Raw genomic sequence first — 14,884 nt, 5'->3', positions numbered from 1 at the left:
GTTCGATCGCGGGCGATCAGTCGGCTGACTGGCCGGATGCCGCGGCTCGCGCGGCCTCGGCCGCCCGCTCCACCCACTTCGGCGTCTCGCCGTAGCGCTGGAACGGCACGAGAACGCCGGCGGCGCTGTCGTCGATGAGCTGGGCGAGCCGCCGCTCGCGGGTCGCCTCCTGCTTTGCGCTGAGCACCCAGTGCGCGACCACCCGGCGGTAGGTCGGCGTCGCGGCCTGCCAGAAGGCGGATGCCGCGAGGTTTGCCTCGATGCGGGCCGCGGCCTCGGCCGGCAGCTCCTGGTCGGGGTTCTCGTGGGAGTAGATGCCCGACCGATCTTCACGCCGGCGCTCGAACGCGGCGATGCCGGCCTCGTGCATGCGCCCCTCGGCGGTGAGCTTCTCGACGAGGGCGATGTTGACGCTCGACCACGTGCTCGTGGCCTTGCGCGGGGTCCACCGCTGGCGACGGGCGTCGTCGTCGATGCGCTGGGAGACCGAGTCGATCCAGCCGAAGCAGAGGGCCTCGGGCACCGCCTGCTCCCACGTCAGCCCGTGATCGGGCACGTGCTTCTTGTAGAGCCCCATCCAGAGTTCGGTCTCGGTGTCGTGGTTGGCCTCGAGCCACGCCCGGAACTCCTCGGGCGAGGCGAAGAAGCGCGCGGGGCGCTCTGGGGTGCCGCCGGGCGTGCCGATCTCGGTGGTCATGCCCCGAGTCTGCCAGCACCCGCTGACGCGCCTGCCGCGACGCGTTCGCACGTCCACGAGCCTGATGCGCACGAGGGCAGCGAGGACTAGCTTGGAGGCGTGTCCGCACCCGCGATCGACGCACGCGCGACCCACGCCGCCGGCGTGGAGCGCCTGCTCGCGAGCTACCGGGCCGTGCCGTCCGGCTCGCTGGTGCGGCTCGCCAAGCGCACCTCGAACCTCTTCCGATCGAGGGCGGCGACGGATGCCCCGGGCCTCGACACCTCGGGCCTGACGCACGTCATCTCGCTCGACGTCGAGGGGCGCACTGCCGATGTCGCGGGCATGTGCACCTATGAGGACCTCGTCGCGGCGACGCTGCCGTTCGGGCTCGCGCCGCTCGTCGTGCCGCAGCTGAAGACGATCACCCTCGGCGGCGCGGTCACCGGCCTCGGCATCGAATCGACGTCGTTCCGGAACGGGCTGCCGCACGAGTCGGTGCTCGAGATGGACCTCCTCACGGGGGCCGGGGAGGTGCTCACGGCTTCGCCGACCGAGCACGCCGACCTGTTCCGCGCCTTCCCGAACTCGTACGGCACGCTCGGCTACGCGGTGCGCCTGCGGATCGAGCTCGAGCCCGTGCTGCCGTTCGTGGAGCTCACGCACGTGCGGTTCCACGCCATCGCCGACCTCGTCGACGCGATGACGGGCATCGTCGAATCGGGCCAGCATGACGGTGTGGACGTCGATTACCTCGACGGCGTCGTGTTCAGCGCCGACAAGTCGTACCTCTGCCTCGGCCGGCGCACCGCGGCATCCGGACCCGTCAGCGACTACACCGGGCAGCGCGTCTTCTATCGCTCCATTCAGCACGGCGACGGCGAAACCCACGACCGGCTGACGACCCACGACTACCTCTGGCGGTGGGACACCGACTGGTTCTGGTGCTCCGAGGCGTTCGGCGCGCAGCATCCGCTCGTTCGCCGCCTGTGGCCGCGCCGGTACCGACGCAGCCGCTCCTACGCGAAGCTCATGCGCCTCGAACGCCGCTACGACCTCGGCAACCGCATCGAGGCGCTCAAGGGGTTGCCGCCGCGCGAACGCGTCATCCAAGACGTCGAGGTGCCGATCGAGCGATGCGCGGAGTTCCTCGACTGGTTCCTCGAGCACGTGCCGATCGAGCCGATCTGGCTGTGCCCGCTGCGGCTGCGCGGTGACGATGCCTGGCCGCTCTACCCGCTCGAGCCGCACCGCACCTACGTCAACGTCGGCTTCTGGTCGACGGTGCCGGTCGGCGCGAGCGAGGGCGAGACGAACCGGCGCATCGAACGCGAGGTCAGCGCGCTCGACGGCCACAAGTCGCTCTATTCCGACGCGTTCTACGAGCGCGCCGAGTTCGACGCCCTCTACGGCGGCGACGCGTATCGAGCCGCCAAGGCGCGGTACGACCCCGATTCACGACTCCTCGACCTCTACGCGAAGGCGGTGCAACGACGATGACCACGACCAAGGGCACGGCGGCGGAGGCGGCAGCACCCGAGACGCCCGAGAACCATGAGGCGACGGATGCCTCGGGCAAGCTCACCCTCGCCGAGATCCTCGAGATCTTCGCCGGTGGCAGGCTGCCGCTGCGCTTCACGGCCTACGACGGCAGTTCGGCCGGGCCGGCCGACGCGGCGCTCGGCATCGAGCTGAAGAGCCCGCGCGGCACCACCTACCTCGCCACCGGACGCGGCGACCTCGGTCTCGCCCGTGCCTATGTCGCGGGCGACCTCGACATCCACGGCGTGCATCCCGGCGACCCGTACGAGCTGCTGAAGGCGCTCGCCGACGAACTCGTCTTCAAGCTGCCGCCGCCGCGCACGATGGCCCATGTCATCCGCTCGATCGGGCTCGAACACCTGCGCCCGATCGCGCCGCCGCCGCAGGAGGCACCGCCGCGCTGGCGCCGCGTCGCCGAGGGGCTGCGGCACTCGAAGCACCGCGACGCCGAGGCGATCCACCACCACTACGACGTCTCGAACACCTTCTACGAGTGGGTGCTCGGTCCCTCCATGACCTACACGTGCGCGTGCTACCCCGACGCAGCTGCCTCGCTCGACGAGGCGCAGGAGAACAAGTACCGGCTCGTGTTCGAGAAGCTTCGCCTGCAGCCGGGCGACCGGCTGCTCGACGTCGGCTGCGGATGGGGCGGAATGGTGCGCTACGCCGCGCGGCGCGGCATCCGTGCCCTCGGTGTCACGCTGTCGGCGGAGCAGACGGCCTGGGCGCAGCAGGCCATCGTCGACGAGGGGCTCGGCGAGCTCGCCGAGGTGCGGTACGGCGACTACCGCGACATCACCGAGTCGGGATTCGACGCGGTCTCGTCGATCGGCCTGCTCGAGCACATCGGCGTGAAGAACTACGCGTCGTACTTCACCTTCCTGCAGTCGCGGCTGCGCACGGGCGGGCTGCTGCTGAACCACTGCATCACGCGCCCCGACAACCGATCGGAGCCCTCGGCGAAGGGCTTCATCGACCGCTACGTCTTCCCCGACGGGGAGCTCACCGGATCGGGCCGCATCATCACCGAGGCGCAAGACGTGGGGCTCGAGCTCATGCATGAAGAGAACCTGCGGCTGCACTATGCGATGACGCTGCGCGACTGGTGCGCGAACCTCGTCGCGCACTGGGACGAGGCGGTCGCCGAGGTCGGGCTGCCGACCGCGAAGGTGTGGGGGCTCTACATGGCCGGGTCGCGGCTCGCGTTCGAGACGGGCGGCATCCAGCTGCACCAGGTGCTCGCCGTGCGACCCGACGAACGCGGCGGCACGGGCGACCTGCCGTTGCGGCCGTGGTGGACGGCCTGAACGCTTGAACGCCTGAGCCTCGCGTGATCGACCACCGACGCGGTGCCCCGACGCGTTCGCGCCCGGCCGATGGGCATCGGCCGGGCGCGAGTCGATCAGCTCCAGTGGATCAGGGAGCGATCGCGATCGAGAAGATGTGCATCGTCGCGTTGGTCGGCAGCACGACGAAGTCGACCGTCTTGCCCGCCGTCAGCGGCACAGAGTGCGCGAACATGCGGTACTGGTAGGCGGCATCGCCGTACCCGCTCGGCCGGTTGCGTCCGTTCGTCGAGATCGCGAGTTCGGCACCGTGCGCGTTCTCGTCGTGGAACGACCAGTTCGGGAATCCGATCGCGCCCGAGCTCGTCGTGCCGTCGGTGTAGAAGACGGTCGCGGTGCCGGTCGCGCCGAGGCTGGAGCCCGATCCCAGGAAGACGAGTCGCTGCCCCTGCCCGCTGATGCGGAGTGCCTGCCCCGCCGCCGTGACGTTGTCGGCGGTGCCGGGCTGCGACGCCGGCATCGTGAGCGTGGCGCCGAGCGCCTCGAGCGTCGCTCCCGGCGCTGCGCCGACCGCTGCGAGCTGCTCCGCCGAGAACGTGTTGCCCTCGCCGTCGAAGTTGCCCGCAGTCGTCTGCGACAGGGCCGTGATGCCCACGTTGTTGAAGAGCGCGGCGAGCGAGTCGGTGGGCGGTGTCGTCGGCATCGCACGCACGCCGGTCGCGCTGCCCGCGCCGTCGCCGCCCTTGTAGGTGACGGTGGCCGTGAAGATGCGCAGCGCGAAGCCGGGGCGCTTCTCGGGGATGCGGATCTGGAAGGTCGCGGTCTGCTCGCGGCCGGGCTTGATCGCGTCGAGCTTCTGGCTCGAGGGCACGACCTGCCAGCCGACCGGGCCGGCGAAGGAGGCGACGACCGAACTCATCTTCTCTGCCGAGTCGTTCGACACCGTGATCTGGACGTCGGCGATCGCCGGGCCGTCGAGTCCGATCTCGGGAACCGTGACGGTGATCTCGGGTGCGGGCGCGGCCGCATCGGATGCCTCGGGCGCAGGTTCGTCCGTCTTCGAGGACTCCGGCGCGGGAGCGGTCGATTCGGGCGTCTCGGCGGCCGGGGCATCCGTCTCGGGTGCCTCGCTCGCCGGGGCATCCGTTTCGGGTGCCTCGGTGGACGGAGCCTCGGTCGTCGCGGGCGACTGCGTCGTCGCCGGCGACTCCTCGGCGAACGCACCCGCCGCGGTCGACCAGGTGGATGCCGCGAGCACGAGCACGCCGGCGATGGCGGCCCGGCGAAGGAACTTCTTGGACATGGGATCTCCTCTCAGCTGATCGATCAGACGACGGCGGGCATGGTGGATCGCACGGAATCGAGGCCGAGGCGCAGCTTCTTCCACTCGCCTCGCGTGAAGTCAGGAACTTCGACGGGCTTGCCGCCCTTCTCGAGCGACGTCACGCTCAGCGGCACGGGTGCGCACCAGGCGGCGGAGTCGTAGACATCGATGTCGGGCACGAGACCCGAGCGCATCTGCTGCACGATCCGCCACTGCAGGATGTAGTCCATGCCGCCGTGGCCGCCGCCGGCGGCCGGGCCCTCGAGGTCTTTCCATAGCCAGTGGTCGAACTCCGTGCGCATCGCGCTCGCTCCGCGCCAGGTGTCGCCGCCGTGGTACGGCTCGGCGTAGATGCGGGCGCCCGTCGAGTCGGCGCCGACGTAGTCCTCGAAGATGCCGCGGCTGCCCTCGAGCGTGTTGATGCGACTGTAGGGGCGCGCCTGGCTCACGTTGTGCTCGGCGCGGATCGTGCGGCCGTTCGCGGTCGTGATCATGCACGTGACGAGGTCGCCGTTGATGTACTCCTCCTGCCACGACCGGTGGTCGCGCGGCACGAACCGCTCGCGGTAGTCGGCGAGGCCGCGAGCTGCGGTCGCCGTCGCGGTCAGCGTCTGCATGCGGTCGCCCCGGTTGATGTCCATGGCAGCTGCGATGGGGGCGAGCCCGTGCATGGGGTAGAAGCTCGCGGTGCTCCGCGTGTGCCAGAGCCGGCGCCAGTCGTCGGTGTAGTAGCCGTCGTTGAACAGCAGCGCGCGCAGGTCGTGCAGGTAGCCGCCGTGGCCGCTCGTGACCTCGCCGAAGACGCCCTCGTGCGCCATCTTCAGCATCGCGAGTTCGTTGCGGCCGTAATTGCAGTTCTCAGCGAGGAACAGGTGCTTGCGCGTGCGTTCGGAGGTGTCGACGAGGTCCCAGAGCTCGTCGAGCTCGGTTGCGATCGGCAACTCGATCGCCGCGTGGGCCCCGGCGAGCAGGGCCGCCTTGCCGTGCGCGTGGTGGAACTCCCACGGCGTCGCGACATAGACCAGGTCGAGCTCTTCGGTGTCGAGCATCTGCTGGAACGACTCGTCGCTGCCGCCGTACTCGCGCGGCCGCGGCTTGCCCTTGCCGGCGACCCGGTTGGCCGCATTGGTGGCCCGGTCGGCACGGATGTCGCACACCGCCGTGACGGCGGTGCCGGGCACGTCGACCCAGCCGTTCAGCATGCCCATGCCGCGGTTGCCGAGGCCGATGAGGCCGATCCTGACGACATCGACGGCTTCGAAGGGCTCGTTCGCCATCGAGGTCGCGCCGCCCTTCCGGTCGGGGGTGCTCGCGGCGTGCGCGATCGATGGGACGACGGCGGTGACGGCGACGCCGGCGAGGATCCCGCCGAGGAGGTTCCGCCGGCTGAAGCCGAATGCCCCCGGATCTCGATCAGCGCTGATCGAGCCCTCCGTCGGGCGAGGGGTGGTGAGAAAACGCGTCATGACACTCTCCAGGTGGGTCAGGGAATGCTCGGTGAAGCTCGGTATCCCATACCTTCGTAGCCTGATCGTTTCGTGTCAAGAGTTGACTGAATATTGCGTATATCAATCACAAGTGATCAGTCAAAATGAGTGCCGACTCCAGCTCGTCGCGACCGTCGATCGAGTGAATCGGTCACCATTGTGTGCGGAAATACAGGCTGATCTGGGAGAGAGCCGGACACGACGCGACTGCTCGCCGAGGGTGCGCCGTGAGTGGAGCGTGCTCGTTTGCTCGTTCGCGGCGCGCGCAGGCGGTCGGGATGCTCAGGAACTCGAGGCATCCGCGCTCGCCGCGGCGATGCACGCCTCGAGCGCGACCCACGCGAGCATCGCGCACTTGACCCGCATGACGTACTTCGAGACGCCGTGGAAGGCGATCGCGTCCCCGAGCAGCTCCTCGTCGGCCTCGCCGGCGCCCTGCGAGCGCATCATGGTGCGGAACCCGTCTATGAGCTCACGCACCCGGTCGAGGTCGGCGCCCGCAGCGAGCTCGGTCAGCGCCGAGGCCGAGGCCATCGAGATGCTGCAACCGTCGCCGGTCCAGCCGATCGCCTCGATCGCGGTACCCGATGCGTCGAGGCGGACACCCATCGTGATCTCGTCGCCGCACGTGGGGTTCAGCTCGTGGTGCGTCGCGTGCGGCTCGGCGAGCTCACCGTCGCCCAGGCGTCGCCTCGAGTGGTCGAGGATCAGCTCCTGGTAGAGCCCCGACAGGTCGCTCATGCGTCGACCCCGAAGAAGCCGCGCACCTCGGCGAGCGCCGCGGCGAAGCGGCGCACCTCGTCGGCGGTCGTGTAGACGTAGGCGCTCGCGCGCGTGGTCGCCCGGAGTCCGAGCCGCCGGTGGAGGGGCTGGGCGCAGTGGTGCCCGACGCGCACGGCGATGCCCCGCGAGTCGAGGAACTGGCCGACGTCGTGCGCGTGCACGCCCGGCACGTCGACGCTCGCGAGTGCTGCCCGCGGGTTGCCCGGGGGAGGGCCGACGAGCCGCACGCCGGCGACACGGGACGTCTCTTCCACGAGCAGCTCGGCGAGTGCCTCCTCGTGCGCGTGCACGTTCTTCATGCCGAGGCCGTCGAGGTAGCGCACCGCCTCGGCGAGGGCGATCGCTTGCGACACCGGCTGCGTGCCTGCCTCGAAGCGCTGCGGTGCCGGCAGGAACGCCGCCGACTCCATCGTCACGGTGGTGATCGTGGACCCGCCCGTGCGTGCGGGCGGCAGCGCGTCGAGCAGGTGCGCCTTGCCGTAGAGCACGCCGATGCCGGTCGGGCCGAGCATCTTGTGCGACGAGAACGCGGCGAAGTCGACGTCGAGCTCGGCGAAGTCGACGGAGCGGTGCGGCACCGACTGGCACGCGTCGAGCATGACGAGCGCACCGTGGCGGTGGGCGAGCTCGACGACCTCCGCCGCGGGGGCGAGGAAGCCGGTGACGTTCGAGACGTGCCCGAAGGCGACGAGCCGGGTGCGCGGCCCGATGACGGATGCCGCGTCGTCGATCGTCCACGTGCCGTCGTCGTTCACGGGGATCCAGCGCAGCGTCGCGCCGGTCTTCGCCGCGAGGCGCTGCCACGGGATCAGGTCGGCGTGGTGCTCGGCCTCGGTGACGACGATCTCGTCGCCGGCCGCGAGCCGGTAGATCTCGGCCTCTGGCCCGCCGAGGCCGGCCGCGGCATCCGCCATGCCGAGCGCGACCATGTTGATCGCGTCCGTCGCGTTCGAGGCCCAGACGATCTCGCGGGTGCCGGCGCCCACGAAGCGGGCGACCGTCTCGCGCGCCTCCTCGAACGCGGTCGTCGACGTGCCGACGAGGGTCGACGCGCCCCGGTGCACGGCGGCGTTCGCGTGCTCGAGGTAGGCGCGCTCGGCGTCGAGCACGGCGACCGGTCGCTGGGCGGTCGCGCCGGAGTCGAGATAGGCGAGCGGATGCCCGTTCAGCTCCTGGTCGAGGTACGGGAAGTCCCGCCGGAGCTGCGCCGGCAGCAGACCGTCGATGGTCGTCGTTCGATCGAGGGTCACTGTTCCTCCCAGCGGGCCGCGCCGGCAGGTGCCGGCACCCTTCCAGTCTGACGCAGTTTCGATCGGTGATCGCCGTGAGACGGGTCATCCGTCATCTCGCCGCTCGGAATGCGTTCGACGCGTCGCTTCGGATACCGTGGCGGTATGCCCCGGAGCGTGAGTGAGCGCGGCGACCGCGACGACGAGGTCGACCTGCTGATCGACGCGTGGTCGCACCGACTGCCCGGGGTGGACCTGACGCCGCTCGACGTCATGTCGCGGCTCCGGCGCGTGGCGAATCGCCTCGGGCGGCTGCGGGCGGCGGCCTTCAGCGGTGCGGGGCTCGCGGTCTGGGAGTTCGACGTGCTGGCCGCGCTCCGCCGCGAGGAGCCGCCGCACGAGTTCAGCCCGGCCCAGCTCATCGAGGCGACCATGATCGGCAGCGCCGCCATGACGAACCGGCTCGACAACCTCACGCGCCGAGGCCTCGTCGAGCGCCGGCCGAATCCGCGCGACGGCCGCAGCGTGCTCGTGCGGCTCACCGACGAGGGCGCGACCCGGGTCGACGCGGCCATGCGCACGCTCGCCGAACGCGAGGCCGAAGAGCTCCGCGGGCTCAGCCGCGAGGAGCAGGCGACCCTCGCGGCCCTGCTGCGACGACTCGCGCAGGACCCGGAGTGAGGGCAGTGGATGCCGCGGCATCCGCTCAGTCGATCGTGTGGGAGGTTGAGGGCATGACGTTCGCGACCCTCGAAGCCGGCGATTCCACCTTCGTGCTGCGACGTGCGCAGCGCGGCGACCTCGTCGGCCTCGTCGCGCTGATCGCCGCGGATTCTCTGCGCGCCGCCGAGGAGACCCCCGACCCCGACGGCGCCGCGCCCTACGAGCGTGCGTTCGAAGCCATCGACGCCGATGCCGCGCAGACATTGACGGTGCTCGAGGCCGCCGACGGCCGGGTGGTCGGCACCATGCAGCTCACCGTCATCCCGGGGCTCGCGCGGCGCGGGGCGATGCGGATGCAGATCGAGGCGGTGCGCGTGGCGGAGGAACTACGCGGCCTGGGGCTCGGCTCGGCGATGATCGAGTGGGCGGTCGGCCACGCCCGCGAGCAGGGCGTGTCGCTCGTGCAATTGACGTCGGATGCGCGCCGGGCCGATGCGCATCGCTTCTACGAGCGGCTCGGCTTCGCGGCATCCCATGTAGGGTTCAAGCTCTTCCTCTGAGTGCTGAACTCCGTCGGGCCGCTGAACTCCGTCTCGCGGGGGATCCGCGAGCGGGCGCGCCTGGCTAGCGTGGATCGCGTGAGCGATGAACGTGCCGAGCCGGCCCTCTCGACGACACCCGACCACGCCGTGCCGCAGGCAGCGCCCGAAACGGAGGCGGGGCCCGCAACCGCCGAGGCAGTAGCCCTCCCCACCGCGCCGACGCGCGTGCCATGGGCGGCCGTCGCCGTCTTCGCGGTCGTCTCGTGCGGGCTCGCCTGGGCCGTCGCCTCGCCCCTGTGGGTGCGCGGGCTCGGCATGGCCGACCCGTTGCTGCCGCTGATCGCGACCGCCATGATGCTCAGCCCGGCGATCGCGACGGTCGCCGCGCTCCTCGTGGAACGGCGACAGCGCGGGCGGCGCGGAGCCCGCGGCATCCTGCGCGATCTCGGCATGTGGCCCTTGCGGCCCGTCGGCCGCACCCTCGGCATGTCGGCGGCCGCGATCGTCGTGCTGCCGCTGCTCATCGCGGTCGGGCTCGTCGTGGTCGGCCTGCTCGATCTCGCCCGCTTCGACCTCGTCGGCTTCTCGGGGTTCGCCGAACAACTCGACTCGATGCTCCCTCCCGGCACGCCGGCACCGCCGATCTTGCTGCTCGTCGTCATGCAGCTCGTCATGATCCCGGTCGGCGCGATCCTCAACGCGCCGTTCGCGTTCGGTGAGGAGATCGGATGGCGCGGCTGGCTGCTGCCGGCGCTGCGGCCGCTCGGCGTCTGGCCGGCGCTCCTCGTCTCCGGTGCGTTCTGGGGCTTCTGGCACTCGCCGCTCATTCTGCTCGGCTACAACTTCGGGCTCACCGACCTCACGGGCGTGCTGCTCATGATGCTCACCTGCATGGTGCTCGGCGTGCTGCTCGGATGGACCAGGCTTCGCACCGGCTCGGTGTGGCCCGCCGTGTTCGGGCACGGAGCGTTCAATGCGGCGGCCGGGCTCGGCGCTCTCGTCGTCGCCGCCGACTCGCCGGTGCCGCCGGCGTGGCTCGCCGGACCGGCCGGACTCATCACGTGCGCCGTGATGGCCGTGCTCGTCGCGGTACTCGTGGCGGCCGGCCAGTTCCGCCGCGACCGGCTGGGCGCCCGTCTCGGCTGACGCCTACCGCTGATCGAACCAGCGCAGCACGCGCATCGCCCGCAGCGTGTTCCACCGGCTCGGCTCGCCCTCCGGAGCGTCGACCGCGAAGAAGACCTGGCCGTTCCACGGGGTGCTAGCGAGCCAGCGGCCGTCGTCGCCGCGCTGCGAGGCCACGAGCTCGACGGCGTCGGCGACCCGCGGGTCGGGGCGATCGTGGGCCGAGCGGAAGTAGTCGAGCGCGCGCAGCACGTCGTAGGTCCAGTACGGCGGGAACTTCAGGTTCGCGTACCGGGGGAGCACGATCTCGCCGGTCGAGCGTCGGCGGAACAGCTCGCGTTCGAGCAGGTACTCCTCGCCGAGACGGCGGGATGCCGCGATCTCGGGCGGCGCGCCCGGCACCGCCTGCTCGTACGCCGCGAGCCCCTCGAGCACGCACAGCGTCGAGTCGAACGACGAGCGGGTCGACTCCTCGATCGGTTCGCAGTTCCAGCCGCCGTCGGGGAGCTGCTCCTGCAGCAGCCGATCGATGATGCGTTCGCTGCCGGCACCCAGCTCGCCGAAGTAGACGGCGAGCGCGAGCACGCCGCCGTTCACGCATTCTTCGACCTCGCCGTGGAAGAACGGCAGGTCGCCCCACTCGCGCCAGACGACGCCGTCGCGAACCCGGGCGATCGCTGCGCGGGCCTGCGGGGCCTCCGGGTCGATGCCGAGTCGTCGCAGCAGGTGGAGGGTCCACATCACGCTCCGGCGGTCGCCGTCGATGCCGTACTCCTGGCCGCCCCAGTAGCCGTCGTCGGCCTGCAGTGCCAGCAGGCGCGCGCCCCATCCCTCCGTGGCGACGCGGGCGCGCTCGCGATCGACCTCATCGGGCGGTGCGTCGAGCAGGTCGTGCATGACCTGCCAGCGGATCGCCGGATCGGAGTCGAGCAGCCACTCGGTGACATCCATGCGCAGGTCTGCGGCTCAGGCGTCGAGCGGCACGTAGTCGAGCTCGAGGAAGTCCTCGACCTCGGGAACCCAGCGGTCCTGCACGAAGGCGACGTGCGCCGGGTGCTCGTTGTAGGCGTCGTAGGCGGCCTGGTCGGCGAACTCCATCGAAAAGCCGTACGAGAACCCGTTCTTCGAACTCACCTGACGGAGCTGCTCGAAGCGCTCCACGCCCGGGATCGCGGCGAGCGCCTCGGCGTCGGAGAGGAAGGAGGCCTCCTCGGCCGAGCCCGAGGCGTGGTGCAGGCGGAAGGCGACGGTGTGACGGATCATCTGCTCACTCTATGGCCGTGACGGGCCTCGCCGGCCGCCGAGTTCCGACGGAGTGTTGACGGAAAAAATCGCCCTCCCTAGCGTTGGGCAGCAATTGCTGAAGCCTCGACGAGGAGTGTTCAATGCCAACCAGATTCCGTCTCGCCGCTGCCGTGACGGTGGCCGTGCTCGCCTTCGCGGCGGCGCCGGTCGCCGCCTCGGCCACCGAGCAGGCACCAGCCGCGCCATCTCCCGGCTCCACGGCCACCGGCTCCACCGCGCTCGTCGCGATGCCGGCGAACCTCGCTCTCGATGCCGTCGCCACGGCCTCGTCGACCGAGCTCGACGAAGCGCGATTCGCGCCGACGCAGGTCAACGACGGCGATGTCTCGACGCGATGGTCGTCGAAGTACGTCGACGCGAGCTGGCTGCAGCTCGAGCTCGCCGAGCCCGCCGACGTCGCGACCGTCGTGATCGACTGGCCGAACGCGTGCGCGCGATCGTTCCGCATCGAGACCTCGGTCGACGGCGTCTCGTGGACGACCGAGGCCGAGCGCAGCGCGCAGGCCACCTGCCCGCGCATCGACGAGATCAACATCGACGTCGACGAGCCCGTCGGGTTCGTGCGCATGCAGGGCGTGACTCGCTGGTCGACGTGGGGGTACTCGATCTCGGAGTTCCGCGTCTACGACCAGCCGCTGCCCGAGCCCGAGCCGCAGCTGCCGCTCGTGCCGGCGCCCGTCTCGCTCGAGCGCGCCGAGGGCGAGTTCGTGCTCGCCGATGACGTCGCGATCGCGGCATCCGGTGATGCTCTCGACGCGGCCGAGTACCTCGCCGAGCTGATGCGGCCCTCGACCGGATTCGAACTGCCGATCGTCGCCGCAGGCGACGCCGGCGAGCGCGCCATCGAGATCTCGGTCGCCGAAGGCCTCGCACCCGCCGGGCACGAGGCCGAGGGCTACACCCTCGACGTGACGGCGGCCGGCATCGAGCTCGCCGCCGACACCCCGGCCGGCGCGCTGAACGGGGTGCAGACGCTGCGACAGCTGCTGCCGGCGTGGGTCGAGTCCGACCATGTCGCCGACGTGCCGTGGTCGGTGCCGTTCGTCGCGATCAGCGACTACCCCCGCTTCGAGCACCGCGGCCTCATGGTCGACTCGGCGCGCAGCTTCTACACCGTCGACGAGATGAAGCGCCTCATCGACAGCGCGGCGCCGCTGAAGCTCAACCGCCTGCACCTGCACCTGACCGACGACCAGGGCTGGCGCCTCGCGATGGACGTGCCGGCCGAGAACCCCTCGGGCATCGACTACGACGCCCTCACCACGATCAGCGGCGCGACCGCGATGACGTACAGCCCGACGGGCGCCCTCATGGGCACCGAGCTCGGGCACACGGGCTTCTATACGAAGGACGACTACCGCGAGATCGTCGCGTACGCGGGCGAGAACGGCATGACCGTGATCCCCGAGATCGACCTGCCCGGTCACACGAACGCCGCCCTGCACGCGATTCCGCAGCTGAACTCGGCGGGGTCGAACCCGAAGCCGCTGCCGGGCGAGACCACCGCCCCGCACCAGGGCACGGGCCAGGTCGGCATCTCGACGTTCGATGCGAACAACGAGCACACGTACACGTTCATCACCGAGGTGCTGCGCCAGGTCGCCGAGCTCACGCCGGGCGAGTACCTGCACATCGGCGGTGACGAGGCGCACACGACCTCGCACGAGGACTACGTCGAGATGGTGGACTTCGCGACGGCGACGGTCGCCGACCTCGGCAAGACCGTCGTGGGCTGGAACGAGTACGCGAGCACGAACCTGCCGCAGGATGCCGCGGTCGTGCAGCTCTGGACCGGCGACGGGGCATCCACGCGCGCCGCGGTGGACACCCGCGGCGCGAAGGTGATCCTGTCGCCCGCGAACAAGACGTACATGCCCCAGAAGCAGGACTCCCGCCAGCCGCTCGGCGGCACGTGGGCGTGCGGCGGGCCGTGCACGCTCGAGAACGCGTACAACTGGAACCCGGCGACCCAGATCGCGGGCGTCGCCGAGGAGTCGATCCTCGGCGTCGAGGCGGCGTTCTGGGGCGAGTTCATCCGCGGCGTCGACCAGGCGCAGTTCTACACCTTCCCCCGCCTGCTGGCGACGGCCGAGGCGGGCTGGACCCCGCAGGACGGCAAGGTGCTCGCGGAGTTCATCGACCGGGTCGGGCAGCTGGGCCCGCGCATGACCGCGCAGGGCGTCAACGTCTTCCCGACCGCGACGGTCGACTGGCGCATCGACGCCGCACCCGACGTCGCGGGCGGCGGTGAGTCTGCAGTCGGGTCGCCGGTCGGCATCGGATGGCGCGTGATGGCGCCCGACACGGCGGCAGCGGATGTCACGGCCGAACTCGTGTGGGACGACGGGCAGCGCCAGCCGGTCGAGCTGACCGGCACTGCCGTGACCGACATCGCCGCGATGACGATCAACTCGGCCTACACGGGCGCCTCGAGCCGGACCTTCGAGTCGGCGGGCGTTCACGTCGGGCAGCTCGAGGTGTCGGTCGCCGGCGGTGAGCCGGTCGTGGCGGGTGAGGTCTCGGTGACCGTGGTCGATGCCGGGCTCGCCCTCGAGACCGTGGTGACGAGCAGGTGCGTCGCGTCGAAGGCCGTGCTCTCGGTGCGGGCGACGAACGGCGAGGACGTGCCGCTCGCGGTGACGTTCACGTCGCCGTACGGTGCGAAGGCCTTCGAGACCGTTGCGGCGGGCAAGAACGCGTTCCACGTGTTCTCGACCCGCCTGGCCGAGTTGCCGGCCGGCGAGGTGACGGTCGAGGCGACCGCCGTGGTCGACGGTGCTGCGGTCTCCACCGCCTCGACCTTGCCCTACGAGGCACGGAGGTGCGGGTGACGGCATGATCCGCTGAACGGGCGATCGGCGCTGCCGGTCGCTCCGTGAACGAAGGGCACGAGGGTCGTCGACCTCGTGCCCTTCGTCGTCG

13 protein-coding genes are annotated in these 14,884 nt (G+C 70.8%); 6 read left to right on the top strand and 7 right to left on the bottom strand.

From position 1 onward, the window contains the following. Nucleotides 1-16: 16 nt before the first annotated feature. Complete coding sequence (locus VPH61_RS01295; RefSeq protein WP_332061714.1) at nucleotides 17-697, bottom strand: YdeI/OmpD-associated family protein; 681 nt, start codon at nucleotides 695-697, stop codon at nucleotides 17-19. 99 nt (nucleotides 698-796) lie between these two features. Between VPH61_RS01295 and VPH61_RS01290 the strand changes: the two genes are divergently transcribed. Further along, nucleotides 797-2,176: an FAD-binding oxidoreductase gene (locus VPH61_RS01290; RefSeq protein WP_332061713.1), complete on the top strand. Its 1,380-nt coding sequence runs from the start codon at nucleotides 797-799 to the stop codon at nucleotides 2,174-2,176. Further along, nucleotides 2,173-3,525 (top strand): class I SAM-dependent methyltransferase, encoded by a 1,353-nt coding sequence (locus VPH61_RS01285; protein WP_332061712.1) that lies wholly within the window; start codon nucleotides 2,173-2,175, stop codon nucleotides 3,523-3,525. The genes VPH61_RS01290 and VPH61_RS01285 overlap by 4 nt, the downstream gene beginning before the upstream one ends. Before the next feature lie 109 nt (nucleotides 3,526-3,634). On the opposite strand, the gene VPH61_RS01280 is transcribed toward VPH61_RS01285, so the two are convergent. The 4 genes from VPH61_RS01280 to VPH61_RS01265 form a co-directional block, all read right to left on the bottom strand. Beyond that, nucleotides 3,635-4,807 carry an NEW3 domain-containing protein gene (locus VPH61_RS01280; RefSeq protein ID WP_332061711.1) on the bottom strand — a complete coding sequence of 391 codons (1,173 nt, stop codon included), beginning with the start codon at nucleotides 4,805-4,807 and terminating at the stop codon, nucleotides 3,635-3,637. A gap of 23 nt (nucleotides 4,808-4,830) precedes the next feature. Then, on the bottom strand, nucleotides 4,831-6,294 hold the full coding sequence (locus VPH61_RS01275) for a Gfo/Idh/MocA family protein (protein WP_332061710.1): 1,464 nt from the start codon (nucleotides 6,292-6,294) through the stop codon (nucleotides 4,831-4,833). 303 nt (nucleotides 6,295-6,597) lie between these two features. Continuing rightward, nucleotides 6,598-7,056 carry a Fe-S cluster assembly sulfur transfer protein SufU gene (gene sufU, locus VPH61_RS01270; protein ID WP_332061709.1) on the bottom strand — a complete coding sequence of 153 codons (459 nt, stop codon included), beginning with the start codon at nucleotides 7,054-7,056 and terminating at the stop codon, nucleotides 6,598-6,600. Next, nucleotides 7,053-8,348 (bottom strand): SufS family cysteine desulfurase, encoded by a 1,296-nt coding sequence (locus VPH61_RS01265; RefSeq protein WP_332061708.1) that lies wholly within the window; start codon nucleotides 8,346-8,348, stop codon nucleotides 7,053-7,055. Before VPH61_RS01265 ends, sufU begins: the two co-directional genes overlap by 4 nt. A gap of 144 nt (nucleotides 8,349-8,492) precedes the next feature. Between VPH61_RS01265 and VPH61_RS01260 the strand changes: the two genes are divergently transcribed. The 3 genes from VPH61_RS01260 (at nucleotide 8,493) to VPH61_RS01250 (ending at nucleotide 10,678) form a co-directional block, all read left to right on the top strand. Further along, complete coding sequence (locus VPH61_RS01260) at nucleotides 8,493-9,008, top strand: MarR family winged helix-turn-helix transcriptional regulator (protein WP_332061707.1); 516 nt, start codon at nucleotides 8,493-8,495, stop codon at nucleotides 9,006-9,008. Nucleotides 9,009-9,061: 53 nt separating this feature from the next. Then, entirely contained in the window at nucleotides 9,062-9,550 is a 489-nt protein-coding gene (locus VPH61_RS01255) for a GNAT family N-acetyltransferase (protein ID WP_332061706.1), read from the top strand. A gap of 78 nt (nucleotides 9,551-9,628) precedes the next feature. Beyond that, nucleotides 9,629-10,678, top strand: coding sequence for a CPBP family intramembrane glutamic endopeptidase (locus tag VPH61_RS01250; RefSeq protein WP_332061705.1), 1,050 nt, complete (start codon nucleotides 9,629-9,631; stop codon nucleotides 10,676-10,678). Nucleotides 10,679-10,681: 3 nt separating this feature from the next. Here VPH61_RS01250 and VPH61_RS01245 read toward each other — a convergent pair whose 3' ends face one another. Then, nucleotides 10,682-11,608: a hypothetical protein gene (locus tag VPH61_RS01245; RefSeq protein WP_332061704.1), complete on the bottom strand. Its 927-nt coding sequence runs from the start codon at nucleotides 11,606-11,608 to the stop codon at nucleotides 10,682-10,684. Nucleotides 11,609-11,623: 15 nt separating this feature from the next. Continuing rightward, a complete protein-coding gene (locus VPH61_RS01240) occupies nucleotides 11,624-11,920 on the bottom strand; it encodes a Dabb family protein (protein WP_332061703.1) in 297 nt (98 codons plus the stop codon). Between the two features lie 122 nt (nucleotides 11,921-12,042). Between VPH61_RS01240 and VPH61_RS01235 the strand changes: the two genes are divergently transcribed. Next, nucleotides 12,043-14,793, top strand: coding sequence for a family 20 glycosylhydrolase (locus VPH61_RS01235; protein WP_332061702.1), 2,751 nt, complete (start codon nucleotides 12,043-12,045; stop codon nucleotides 14,791-14,793). The last annotated feature ends 91 nt before the right edge of the window (nucleotides 14,794-14,884 follow it).

The sequence above is a fragment of the Agromyces sp. CCNWLW203 genome (assembly GCF_036576125.1).
Classification (GTDB): Bacteria; Actinomycetota; Actinomycetes; order Actinomycetales; family Microbacteriaceae; genus Agromyces.
Note: the sequence above shows the minus strand (reverse complement) of the source record. Positions and strands in the feature narration are given on the sequence as shown.